We start from the raw sequence: 13004 nt of genomic DNA, 5'->3' as shown, positions 1-13004 counted from the left end.
TTGGGTTCCGGTAGCTTATTCCGTATCAATCTGTGCACGCTGGAGCTTACCACTGTAATCGATGTAAACGGCTTTCCACTCGGTAAACACATCAAGTGCCTGGACGCCGGAATCACGATGGCCATTACCTGTTCCTTTTGTGCCACCAAATGGCAGGTGTATTTCTGCACCTGTCGTTCCGGCGTTTACGTACACGATGCCCGTATCGAGATCACGCTGCGCTTTGAATACGCGATTGGCGTCTGTTGTGAAAATCGAGCTTGACAGACCGAACGATACACCATTATTAACTTCAATCGCTTCTTCAAAACTTTTCACCGGGATCAGCGAAACGACCGGACCAAAGATTTCTTCCTGGGAGATGCGCATATTCGCTGTGCAATCGGTAAATAAAGTCGGTGCGAAATAATGACCTTTTGCATAGTTGCCCTCATCCAGCACGTAACCGCCGGCAACCAATTTGGCACCTTCTTCCTTACCAATTTGAATATATTTCCGGATTTTTTCCAGTCCGGCCTCATTAATGATCGGTCCGACTTTGTTTGATTCATCCAGTCCGTCGCCGATTGTCAGTTTTTCAATTTCGGCGAGCAGCCGTTCTTCAAGCCGTTCTTTCACATCTTCATGCACAATCACCCTGCTGGCGGCTGTACAACGCTGACCGCTAGTGCCATATGCGCTCCAGATAATACCTTCAACAGCCAAGTCGAGATCGGCATCGTCCATAACCGTGATCGCATTTTTTCCACCCATTTCAAGTGATACCTTCTTCAATTGTTTACCGCATTCACTTGCGATATTGCGGCCGGTTTCATTGGATCCGGTAAAGGAAATGACCCGGATATCATCATGATGGACCATGGCATCACCGACTGATGAGCCTTTGCCGTATACGACATTCAGCACACCCTCCGGCAAGCCTGCTTCTTCCAAAATTTTCGCCAGTTCATATGCCATGATTGGTGTTTCGCTTGCCGGCTTCCAGATGACTGCATTCCCCGCCACAATAGCCGGGAATGACTTCCACGTCGCAATCGCAATCGGGAAGTTCCACGGCGTAATGATTCCGACGACACCAACAGGAGCACGCTGGCTCATGGAAAATTTATTCGGCAGCTCCGCCGGGGTTGTGTGGCCGAACAGGCGGCGCCCTTCTCCGGCCATATAAAACGCCATGTCGATGCCTTCCTGCACTTCACCGCGTGCTTCTTCCAGGACTTTGCCATTCTCCATCGTCAGCAGCTGTGAAAGGCGTTCTTTGCGCTCTTTCATTATTTGGCCGACTTTAAATAACACCTCAGCTCTTTGCGGTGCGGGAACAAGCGCCCACTCTTTCTGTGCTTTTTTTGCCGCTGCAGCAGTTTTATCTACCATTGTGCTGTTTGAAAGGGGGACATTGACAATTGTTTCACCGTCTGCCGGGTTAACCACTGGGGCTGATTCATTTGTTTCCACCCATTCGCCGTTAATAAAGTTGGTCAGCCTCTTTGTCTCAAGCAAGTTTTGAGCCATAATAAATACCTCCTATTATTGATAATGAATCAACTATTTATGTGCACGATCACGGATTTGTGTAATCGTGGAAGAAACAGAAATCTGTTCCTTATCGGTCATAATCTCAATCACAGCCGGTACGTTTTTTTGCAGCGCCGATTCGAATGCGTCTCTAAATTCCCCAGCAGTACTTGCCGAATAACCATCAGCTCCGACGCTTTGGGCTAAATCTTTAAATGAGACGCTCCCTAAATCGGTTCCGATGACTTTTTCAGGGTACTGCATTTCCTGATGCATCCGGATTGTCCCGTACATTTGATTGTTAAACACCAGGCCGATGACCGGGATATGATATCTGACAGCTGTTTCGAGTTCCTGCATGGTCATCATGAACCCGCCATCACCGGCTAACGCGATTACGGGCTTATCCGGCAAGGCAAGCTTAGCCCCCAGTGCTGCCGGCAACCCATAGCCCATAGCACCGGATGTTGGTCCAACGTATGTGTGCTTCTCCTTGAACGGGTAAAAGGCGTGCATCCAACCGGCAAAATTTCCGGCATCATTGGTCAAGAGCGCGTTGTCCGGCAATATATCCGCCATCACTGACACTATATGCTTGTTGATGACGTCTTTATGCGAAACAGCAAGACTGCTTACACTTTCAAAAGCGCGACGCCGTTCATTCACCCAATTTTGCCAGTTACCCTTGATGTTCATATTGGTTAATGCCTGTAATGCTTTTTCTGAATCCGCGACAATACCAACATCAGGCATAAATACTTTTCCTAACGTATCGTAACTGATATCAATGTGGATTAATGTTTTCTCCGGTGTGATGATCCGGTAATCCTGTGTTGTTACCTCGGATAAACGTGTGCCGATTGCCAAAATCGTATCCGCTTCTTCCACAGTCTTGAGTATTTTCGGATTGGTACCAAGACCTAAATGCCCGGTATATAATGGGTGATCGTTCGGAAATGCATCTTGTCTGCGAAATGCCGCAATGACAGGCAAATGATATTTTTCGGCGAATGCTGCAAGAGCTTCTTCCGCCCGGGAACTTTTTACGCCCCCGCCGGTAATGATCAGCGGTTTGTCGGCAGCAGAAAGCAACTGCTCAACCTGCGTGATTTCCTCCTGTGCCGGGACTGGCTTCGGTTTAACTGCAGCTGGGCCAAATGTCATCTCCGCCTCAGCAGGCAGGACATCCTCAGGAAGTGATACGACAACAGGGCCTGGCCTTCCTGTCTGTGCTATCCGAAACGCCCGCTGCACAATCTCTGTCATACGTTCCGGATCTTTTACTTCCACTGCCCACTTGGCAATATGCCCGAAGTACCGATCAAGATCAACTTCCTGAAAACCTTCCCTTCCCCGGAACTTGCTGTGCACCTGCCCCAAAAACACAACCATCGGGGTGGAATCCTGATAGGCGGTATGCACGCCAATGGAAAGATTGGATGCCCCAACGCCGCGTGTCGCCATCACAACACCCGGCTTTAACGATGACTTGGCATAACCTTCTGCCATAAAGGCTGCACCGCTTTCATGCCTTGTTGAAACCAGATTAATAGATTCCTCATCATGCAGTGCATCCATTAAAGGCAAATAGCTCTCCCCGGGTACACAAAATGCTTCACGAATGCCTTCAATTTTCATACACTCAACAATCGCCTGAGCAGCCGTTACCGTTTTGGTTGTTCGTGCACTTGTTTTCATTTAACGCGTCACCTCCTTCAAATCTAACTGTTTCATGCGTTCAATGACTTCCTCCAGGCGTTCAGCCGGGACCGTAAGTGCTACCCTGAAATATCCTTCACCAAGTGATCCAAAGGCGTTTCCCGGTGTAACAATAACACCTGCTTCGTGCAGCAATTTATTGGCAAACGACACGGACGTGAACCCATCCGGAACCTTTGCCCACAGAAAGATGGTGCCATTTGGTTTGTCTGCCTCAATGCCAAGTTTCCGGAAACCGGCATACAATTTTTCCATACGCTTCTGATAAATGGCGTTATGCGCCTCTACATCCAAAAAATCACTTCTCAGTGCAGCAGCGGCAGCTTTTTGGATTGGGATGAATTGACTTGAATCAATATTGCTCTTAAACGCTGCCAGCGCCTTGATGACTTCCTTGTTTCCAACCACATAGCCAATCCGCCAGCCGGTCATATTGAAACTTTTCGACAGCGAACCGAATTCCACCGCATGCGCTTTAGCACCCGGGACCTGCATCACACTTGGTGATTCATATCCGTTGAAAGTGATCATGTCGTATGCAGCATCATGCACCAGCAGAAGCTTATTAGACTCGGCGAATGCAATCGCTTCCAAAAAAGTTTCATAGCTGGCGGTTGCAGCTGTTGGATTGCCGGGATAATTTAATAGGATTAATTTTGCCTGATCGATGCTGTCGTCATCAACCTGGTCATATAACGGTACATAACCGTTTGTATCATCCAGTGGCAATGCAGCACGTTTCCCGCCGGCTAAATGAACAGCAGGCCCATATACCGGGTACCCGGGATCAGGAACCAGAACGGTATCCCCAGGGTTGATTGCAGCATGCATCAAATTTGCAATTCCCTCTTTTGATCCGATGACAGCAAGCACTTCTGTTTCCGGATCCAACTCAACATCATATTGTCTTTGGTAAAAATGCGCCACCGCTTCCCTGAACTCTTTAATGCCGCTGTACGTGGAATATCTATGATTGGCAGCTACTTTGGATTCCTCTGTCAGCCGGTCAATAATAAACTCTGGTGTCGGCAAGTCCGGAGCGCCGATTCCTAAATCAACCACATCCACGCCATTTGCCTGGAGCTCTCTTTTCTTCTGCTGAATTTCGGAAAATAAGTATGGCGGCAAATTGTTCACTTTATCAGAGACAAAAGACATCCCGCATCCTCCCTGTTTCATTTTGTGAAATGCCATTTCATTTATCTGCTGTCAGTGTAAATGACCATTTGAAAAATTGCAATGATTTTTTAATTTAAACTGATGAAAAGGTTCTGATCACTGACCTGCGCTTATTCTGCGGCACAAGTTTCCCTTCTGCCGCCCATGTTCGTGGTTTCGCGCCCATATTTCCGGGTTTCCTGCCCATGTTTGTGCTTTTGCGCCCATGTTTTGATTTATGAGCCCATGTTTTCGATTTCTCGCCCATGTTTGTGGTTTTGCGCCCATATTTTCGATTTCACGCCCATGTTTGTGCTTTTGAGCCCATGTTTTCAATTTCACGCCCATATTTGTGGTTTTGCGCCCATATTTTCGATTTCACGCCCATGTTTTGATTTACGAGCCCATGTTTTGTTTCACACGCCCATATTTCCGATTTTCTTGCCCATGTTTCGTGATTTCCCGCCCATGTTGTCACTATTTGCTCGCCCCATCCCTCAAAATCCCGCTGACTCCCCTTTCAAAATTAAACATTCCAAATAGCCCATTTCATTGTTATGATTAAAGAAATCCACCAATTCTCGTAAATGGGGTGCTATCATGAATACTGAAAAAGCTTATGCAGCCAATTTAGACCAGCAAGATAAACTGGCAAAGTTCCGGGATGAATTTTATATACCACATGACACCATATACTTGGACGGCAATTCACTGGGCCTGTTATCAAAACGCGCAGAACAGGCTATTGAAGATATGGTTAAATCATGGAAACAGTATGCGATTGACGGATGGACAGAAGGTGATGAGCCCTGGTATTACCTGTCCGAAAAATTGGGTGCGATGAGTGCTCCTTTAATAGGAGCCGAAGCTAAAGAAGTCGTTGTAACCGGTTCAACGACGACAAATCTGCATCAGCTAAGTGCCAGTTTTTATAAACCTGGGGGAACACGAACAAAAATCCTGGCTGACGCTTTAAATTTCCCTTCCGACATTTACGCCCTGAAAAGCCAGCTGCAACTGAAAGGCTATGATCCGGATGACCATCTCATCCAGGTTGAAAGCAAAGATGGCAACATACTGGATACCAGGGACATTGTCAGCGCGATGACGGATGACGTTGCCTTGATCGTTCTTCCCGCTGTCCTCTACCGAAGCGGTCAGGTGCTTGATATGAAAACATTAACTCATGAAGCGCACAAACGCGGCATCCCAATCGGTTTTGATCTCTGCCATTCAATCGGATCGGTTCCGCATCAGTTGTCAGACTGGGGCGTCGACTTTGCCCTCTGGTGCACGTACAAACATTTAAACGCCGGTCCCGGAAGTGTCGCCGGTCTTTATGTGAACCGGAAACATTTCGGGCATGAACCGGGGCTTGCCGGGTGGTTCAGTTCATCGAAAGAAAAACAATTTGATATGGAGCATACACTGACACCAGCTCAGAATGCCGGTGCCTATCAAATTGGCACGCCACACCTGTTAAGTGCTGCCCCGCTGCTCGGTTCACTGGAGATGTTTACGAAAGCCGGCATTGCTAACATCCGGCAAAAATCACTTCTGCTCACACACTATTTAATGGAATTGATTGAAAGTGAACTAACCGGTTATGGATTTACCATCGCCAATCCGAAAAGTGAAACCGAACGCGGCGGACACGTATTTCTCGAACATCCTGATGCAGCCCGGATTTGCAAAGCACTAAAAGCAGACGGCGTGATACCTGATTTCCGCAAACCAAACGGCATCCGCCTGGCACCTGTCGCATTGTACAACACGTTTACAGACGTATGGGAGACCATTCAAATCCTGAAAACCATCATGGACGAAGAGCGTTATAAATATTTTGAAAACGAAAGGGGGATCATTGCCTGATGCCACAAGCAAAATGGATCGATATTACACAGCCGCTGACGCAGGACATGGCACACTTTCCCGGGGATACGCCATTTGACTACGCATTGACTTATACAAAAGCACAAACCGGATCGGTCAATGTCGGACAAATCACCGGCAGTGTTCATACCGGCACACATATTGATGCACCGTTCCACTATGATTCGAGCGGGAAAACGGTGGATCAGCTGGATTTGGATTTGTATATCGGCAGGGCCGTTGTCATTGACGTCAGCCATACGGAAAAAATCACGGCAGAAACATTGAAGCCATTTGATCTGCAAGGCGCATCACGTGTTTTACTACGGACGTCATTGCCAAACAATCCGAAACGTTTTCCCAATCATATGCCGGAACTTGACCCAAGTGCCGCAGAATTTTTATCCGGACATGGTGTCACATTGCTCGGCGTAGATTTGCCATCCGTTGACCCACCCGAAAGTAAGGATCTGCCTGCTCATCATGCGCTGTATCGTCATGATATTTTTATTCTGGAAAACCTGATGCTTGATCACGTGCAGTCCGGACATTATGAGCTGGTTGCACTGCCGCTTGCCATTGCTGGTGCTGATGGCAGCCCGGTCCGTGCCGTATTGCGGTCAATCGACGAATAGGAGGGATCCTGAATGCGTGACAATCCATTTGAAAATGAAAAAAGCATCCACACTGATTTTGTGGAGAACATGACGTATGGGGACTACCTGCAACTCGACTATCTGCTTGACAGCCAAAAACGCCTTTCCAATCATCATGATGAAATGCTTTTTATCATTATTCACCAGGTCAGTGAACTTTGGCTTAGGCTGATCATCCACGAAACCAAAGGCGCGATTGAAGCGATCGAACAGGATAACCTGAGGGCCTCCTTCAAAATGCTCGCGCGTGTCTCAAAAATACAGTCGCAGATCATTCACGCCTGGGATGTGCTGGCTACCCTGACACCTGCCGAGTATATGGAATTCCGCGATAAGCTCGGTAATGCGTCGGGCTTCCAATCCTATCAGTACCGTCTGGTCGAGTTTGTTTTAGGCTATAAAACGCCGCATATTTTAAAGATTTATAAAAAGGAACCCGAACTTTATGCTATTTTAGAGGATGCCTACTGCAAACCGGGCCTTTATGACGTTGCGATCCGGGCTTTATCCCGCCATGGATTTGCGATTGATCAGGCGGTTCTCGACCGTGATTTTTCCAAAACATACGAAAAAAATGCCTCTGTCGAGAAAGCATGGATGGATGTGTACCGGAACGTGTCAGTCTACTGGGAGCTGTATGAACTAGCCGAAAAGCTGGTCGACATTGAAGACTGGTTCCAGCAGTGGCGCTTCCGGCATATGAAAACGGTGGAACGGATCATCGGCCATAAAACAGGTACCGGCGGCTCATCTGGTGTCGGTTATTTGAAACAGGTGCTGAATCATTATTTCTTTCCGGAATTATGGGAGCTCAGGAGTAAACTATAACTCAGTTCAGCATGTGATTGTGGATGGTCCCCGAAATGGTATATAATATAGGTTACATTTTTAAAGTGGAAAGGAATCAATTATGCGTGATCAATGGTCAACCAAAATAGGTTTTATCTTATCATCAGCAGGCGCGGCAATCGGTCTTGGCGCCATCTGGAAATTTCCTTACATGACCGGTATGAATGGCGGCGGTGCCTTTTTCCTGCTGTTTATTATTTTTACGTTAGTCATCGGACTCCCCTTGTTGATCGCCGAATTTATTATCGGGCGTGGTGCCCAGGAAGAGGCTGTCAGTGCCTATAAGAAACTGGCTCCCGGAAGCGGATGGCGGGTCATTGGCTACTGGGGTGTCGCCGGCGCATTTATCCTGCTGTCATTTTACAGTGTTGTCGGCGGATGGGTCCTCATATACAGCGCTATGTCGCTTTTTGGCTCCGTCATTACCGACAACGCCGATTATGAACAATTATTTGGGATGATTACCGGTGAACCGCTCCTCGCCATTTCCGGGCTGGGATTGTTTTTAATCATCTCAGTCATCATTGTTTCCTTTGGTATTAAAGACGGGATTGAAAAAGCAAGTAAAGTGATGATGCCATTATTATTTATCTTTTTTATTATATTGGTCATCCGGTCCGTAACCTTTGAAGGCGCAGCTGAGGGGCTTAAGTTCTTCCTGCAGCCGGACTTTTCCCAAATCACAGCAGAGGGTATTTTATATGCACTGGGTCAATCCTTTTTTGCCCTGGCAGTAGGTTTCTCCGTGATGGTGACATACAGTTCCTATCTCGGAAAAGATGTGAGCCTGCCATTTTCGGCGGCTTCTGTTTCAATCATGAATATTTTTGTATCGCTTTTAGCCGGGCTGGCGATTTTCCCTGTTGTCTTTTCATTCGGACTGGAACCGGAAGAAGGACCTGGGCTGCTATTTATGGTATTGCCGGAAGCATTCGCGCAAATGCCATTCGGTGAAGTGTTCCTGAGTTTATTCCTATTATTATTCCTGTTTGCTATTTTCACCTCGGCATTCAGCATGCTGGAGATTATTGCATCAGCGATCACTGCCAGAAAAAACTATTCGCGAACCAAAGTCGTCTGGATCGCCGGACTTGTCGTCTTTATTGCAGGGATTCCTGCCGCCCTGTCTTCCAGTACGCTGGCAAATTTTAAACTATTTGGCCTGACCGTCTTTGATGCCAGTGACTTCCTTGTCAGTAACATCATGCTCCCTGGCGGATGTCTATTGATGGCTTTATTCATCGGGATTAAAATGGATCGTACCCTGATTAAACAGGAATTTTCATATGGAAACAACCTGTCATCCGGAACCTATCAATTATGGTTCCAAGTCATGCGGTGGGTTGTCCCCCTCACCATCGTTATCGTATTTTTAAACACATTAGGGATTATTTAACATGGAAGTCTGCACGACAGGCTTCCTTTTTTCATATGTTAAGGATTTAATTGTGAACTTTAGCGAATTAATTGTGAACTTTAGCGAATTTGGAATGAACTTTAGCACTTTTCTTGTGAACTTCAGCATATTGATCGTGAACTTTAGCATTTATAGGTTAAAATGACTTTTAAAGGGAATTTTACCATGGAGGAGGTTATAACATTGGCTGAAAAAATAGTAATTGTCGGAGGTGTTGCCGGCGGGGCCAACATTGCAGCTCAACTCCGGCGTGATGATAACGATTCTGAAATCACCTTGTTTAATAAAGATCAGCATATCGCTTTTTCAACGTGTGGTATGCCCTATTTCATCGGTGGTGTTGTTGAGAAGCGAAAGCACCTGCTCGTGAACAGCGATAAATTTGCCGAAAAATACAACATAAACGTCCAAACCAATACAGAGGTTACAGCCATTGATCGACAAAACAAGCACGTAACATACCGAGATATGTCAGGGGAGCACGAGTCATCTTATGATAAACTCGTTCTGACACCGGGCGCTTCCGCCATTAAGCCTGACCTGGAAGGACTTAATGATGAGCGCGTGTTTACACTTCACACCATTCCGGACATGGATGCCATTCATAGCTTTATACAAACACATGAACCAAAAACCTGTGCAATTATCGGTGCCGGTTTTGTCGGGTTGGAAATGGTCGAAAATTTGAGAGCGCTCAATATTGACTGTACGGTAATCGACCGTTCTGAACAGGCCATGAAACTGGTTGATAAAGATATGGCATCGATTATCGAGGATCACTTAGCTGCCAAAGGCGTTCATCTTATTTTAAATGATGAACTCGCTTCATTTTCGAATAACGGTACAACGTTGCATTTAGGCAGCGGAAAAAATTTGCAGGCAGATATGACAATACTAGCTGTTGGAATCCGGCCCAATACAAAACTGGCCAGAGACTGTGAACTCGAAATCGGAGAAACAGGGGCTGTCAAGGTAAATGAGTATATGCAAACGAGCGATCCCGATATTTATGCTGTAGGGGATGTTGTTGAAACAAACGACTTTCTGACCGGTACACCAAGACATGTTGCACTTGCGGGGCCAGCACACCGTCAGGCTTTCATCGCAGCCAGTCATCTTCAAGGTGACAGGATTGAATACACAGGAATACAAGGGTCGGCTATTTTCAAAGTGTTTGATCTAACAGTAGGTTCAACAGGTTTGAATCAAGCCGTGCTGGATCATTTAGGCATTGCTTACAAAGAGGTTACACATGAGGCCTTATCCCATGCCGGCTATTATCCCGGCGCTGAGAAAATTTGCATAAAAATACTTTTTGATGAAAAGACAGGACGCCTATATGGCGCTCAGGTCATTGGGAGAGAAGGTGCTGATAAACGTTTAGCTGTGCTGGCAACAGCTATGAAAGGGAAAATGACGGTTCATGCACTACCCGAATTGGAGCTGGCTTATGCACCGCCATACTCGTCACCAAAGGACCCTATAAATGTCATCGGTTATAAGGCTGTGAGTAAATTGAAGTCATAACGGCTGTTTTAGCCTCAAGCACTTGAAATACATATTTATCATGTTTTGTTAAAGGATAAAAAAAGGCTAGTATTTAGGAGGATAGAATGAAACACCACTTTGAGAAAATTTTTCTGGGTCTGTTAACGTTGCTCGGTTTAGGCATGATTCCCGTTTGGTTTAGAAAACGCCCCCGGAAGGACTGGACGATTGTCTTTTTGCTGGCTGGATTTTTAGCAGGTATGCTGGACTTATACGTGACAGCCCATAAACTGGTACGCTATCCCAACCAAATACTTAAAAAGCTGGACATAAGCTTACTCTTTGACTATTTATTGCTCCCAAATATAGGGGTCTTATACAATCAGTTTTCATATAAATCGGGGTTTTGGATGGCCATGCTAAAATCGTTTATGTTCAGTATCCCGATGACAATCGTGGAGTATCAATTGGAAAAACGTACGAATTTAGTTATTTGGCGAAAATGGAACTGGTTCTACAATTTAACGTCAATAACAGCGTTTCTATGGATTGAACGGGGGTTTATAGCGTTTATTAGAAAATTTTCCAACCCGCGCTTTGCCCTAATCAATAAGTTGAAAAAAAAGCGAAGCACATTGTTAAAACAAAATACAGTTTACCCTAAATAAACATTGGAAAAGAAGGACTTGAATGAAAAAAGATGACACATGCAAATCTCCAGTGGCAGCGATGCTATGGTCATTTGCATTACCGGGGTTTGGACAGCTGTATAATCGGGATTACTTACTCGGCCTATTGCTGGTGGCCTGGGAAATCATAATAAATTTATACTCCAACTTAAATATCGCATTGATGCACTCATTTCATGGGGACTTTGAAATGGCACATGATATTATTGATTATGAGTGGGGGTTGTTTTACCCGTCGGTGTTTGCATTTTCATTATGGCAGGCATATAACAAGGCAAAGGCTGTCACATACAGGCAAGAGCATCAAAAAGAACTGAAGAAAGTTTATTTTACCGGGCTTTTCTTCGGCTTGACCACCGGAATGAATATCGGACTCACGACACATCATTTATATCAGGTGAAGGCACTCCAATTCCTTGCATTTCCAGTTTTTAGCGGATTATTTTTCGGAGTTATTGGAGCTGTCATTGGCCATCTGATTGAAAGATTTGCTGAAAATCGTAAGCAGCGAAACAGTAACCATCAGACTGACAACTGACTAATCAATGGGGTATTTCTCCTCTTCTTCTTACACACATAAGGGAATGACTATAAAAATTGTCATTTTGTTATTTACAGTGTTAATACAAATGATAAACCATTAAATTATTCATACAAACATTGTTACGACAAGAAAAAATAGCGTACTAAATGTTAGGTGATTTAGTACGCTAATATTATGTGATTTTATTTTTTCTCCACCGTAATGAACTACATAGAAACATTTGGCGCTTCTTTTTATTAATATTGGCAGTCAAATTATTTCAAGGGAAACGATTAGGGAATTTTTTAAAATCCTTCATCAAACCGATAAACAAGCCTGTATTGATCTTCATCCAGCAGATCCTGCATATGCACCTTAGAATTATGTCCAAGAAATACCTCTTCATCTGTGACGGCAACAATCATTGCTTTTGTCTGATTTTGAAGATCAAGATAAATATCACCGACAACAGGCCTGTCGAAATTATCGTTCTCTGCCAAAACACCAGCCGCTTCATCTTCCTCAAGCTGTGCTTCCGTGACAAGTGCTTTATCATAGTAAGCTATATCTTCACTGTCATCAGTTTTGCCCGGAACCAACACAACATATTCGCTGTGTTTAACACCATTATCCCGCGTTGTGACAACATTTCCGTCTTCCACATTGTCTACTTTTTCAATTTCATTAAGGGAGTAATGGTCAAGAAAATCAGGTGCCGGTTTAATAATCAAAATATAGTCACCTGACTCCGGTTTCTTGTTTTTATCAATTGTGTATCGCTTTCCATAAAAGATGAACGTGTCGTTATGTTTCGGTCTGATCGGTTCAATATTATTAGCACTCGTTATATCCTGCTGCATATCTTTTAAGCGATAGAGGTGTACAGATTGCTTGAACATCGGCTTTACTGAATATACCTTATGAAGTTCATTTTTATAATAAACAAACTGACCCTTCCTGACCTGAAATAATTTCATTCTGATACCTCCTTCTGTTTATATATTATATCTTTTTATATTTTCCGTAATACCATATAAATTAAACATAAAATCAGAGAAAATACAAATTCAGGAAAATCCTTTTCTTGTGATATTTCAGCCTGACATTGATGATGACCG

The 13004-nt window shown here is 44.9% G+C and carries 12 protein-coding genes; 7 read left to right on the top strand and 5 right to left on the bottom strand.

The genetic code is table 11. The features are described from left to right. Positions 1 to 15 precede the first annotated feature (15 nt). The 4 genes from Len3610_RS20110 to Len3610_RS20095 all read right to left on the bottom strand — a co-directional run bounded on the left by Len3610_RS20110 (position 16) and on the right by Len3610_RS20095 (position 4870). Positions 16 to 1512, bottom strand: a complete 1497-nt coding sequence (locus Len3610_RS20110; protein WP_176449484.1) for an aldehyde dehydrogenase family protein — start codon at positions 1510 to 1512, stop codon at positions 16 to 18. 33 nt (positions 1513 to 1545) lie between these two features. Further along, on the bottom strand, positions 1546 to 3213 hold the full coding sequence (locus Len3610_RS20105) for a thiamine pyrophosphate-dependent enzyme (protein ID WP_176449483.1): 1668 nt from the start codon (positions 3211 to 3213) through the stop codon (positions 1546 to 1548). Then, positions 3214 to 4392 carry an LL-diaminopimelate aminotransferase gene (locus Len3610_RS20100; RefSeq protein ID WP_176449482.1) on the bottom strand — a complete coding sequence of 393 codons (1179 nt, stop codon included), beginning with the start codon at positions 4390 to 4392 and terminating at the stop codon, positions 3214 to 3216. A 298-nt stretch (positions 4393 to 4690) separates the two neighbouring features. Beyond that, positions 4691 to 4870, bottom strand: a complete 180-nt coding sequence (locus Len3610_RS20095) for a hypothetical protein (protein ID WP_176449481.1) — start codon at positions 4868 to 4870, stop codon at positions 4691 to 4693. Positions 4871 to 4992: 122 nt separating this feature from the next. On the opposite strand from Len3610_RS20095, the gene kynU reads away from it, so the two are divergent. The 7 genes from kynU (at position 4993) to Len3610_RS20060 (ending at position 11901) form a co-directional block, all read left to right on the top strand. Next, positions 4993 to 6264, top strand: a complete 1272-nt coding sequence (gene kynU, locus Len3610_RS20090; RefSeq protein WP_176449480.1) for a kynureninase — start codon at positions 4993 to 4995, stop codon at positions 6262 to 6264. Then, positions 6264 to 6899 carry an arylformamidase gene (kynB, locus tag Len3610_RS20085; RefSeq protein WP_176449479.1) on the top strand — a complete coding sequence of 212 codons (636 nt, stop codon included), beginning with the start codon at positions 6264 to 6266 and terminating at the stop codon, positions 6897 to 6899. Before kynU ends, kynB begins: the two co-directional genes overlap by 1 nt. Before the next feature lie 12 nt (positions 6900 to 6911). Beyond that, positions 6912 to 7748: a tryptophan 2,3-dioxygenase gene (kynA, locus tag Len3610_RS20080; protein ID WP_176449478.1), complete on the top strand. Its 837-nt coding sequence runs from the start codon at positions 6912 to 6914 to the stop codon at positions 7746 to 7748. Between the two features lie 82 nt (positions 7749 to 7830). Further along, positions 7831 to 9165: a sodium-dependent transporter gene (locus Len3610_RS20075; protein ID WP_176449477.1), complete on the top strand. Its 1335-nt coding sequence runs from the start codon at positions 7831 to 7833 to the stop codon at positions 9163 to 9165. A gap of 204 nt (positions 9166 to 9369) precedes the next feature. Further along, positions 9370 to 10713 (top strand): CoA-disulfide reductase, encoded by a 1344-nt coding sequence (locus tag Len3610_RS20070; protein ID WP_176449476.1) that lies wholly within the window; start codon positions 9370 to 9372, stop codon positions 10711 to 10713. An 86-nt stretch (positions 10714 to 10799) separates the two neighbouring features. Further along, positions 10800 to 11342 carry a CBO0543 family protein gene (locus tag Len3610_RS20065; RefSeq protein WP_176449475.1) on the top strand — a complete coding sequence of 181 codons (543 nt, stop codon included), beginning with the start codon at positions 10800 to 10802 and terminating at the stop codon, positions 11340 to 11342. 22 nt (positions 11343 to 11364) lie between these two features. Then, the gene (locus Len3610_RS20060) at positions 11365 to 11901 is read left to right on the top strand and encodes a hypothetical protein (protein WP_176449474.1); all 537 of its coding nucleotides are present in this window, start codon (positions 11365 to 11367) and stop codon (positions 11899 to 11901) included. A gap of 290 nt (positions 11902 to 12191) precedes the next feature. Here Len3610_RS20060 and Len3610_RS20055 read toward each other — a convergent pair whose 3' ends face one another. Further along, positions 12192 to 12863 carry a hypothetical protein gene (locus tag Len3610_RS20055; protein WP_176449473.1) on the bottom strand — a complete coding sequence of 224 codons (672 nt, stop codon included), beginning with the start codon at positions 12861 to 12863 and terminating at the stop codon, positions 12192 to 12194. Positions 12864 to 13004: the final 141 nt, after the last annotated feature.

This window comes from Lentibacillus sp. CBA3610 (genome assembly GCF_013373365.1).
Taxonomy (GTDB): domain Bacteria; phylum Bacillota; class Bacilli; order Bacillales; family Amphibacillaceae; genus Lentibacillus.
This window is presented reverse-complemented; position numbering and strand designations above follow the sequence as displayed.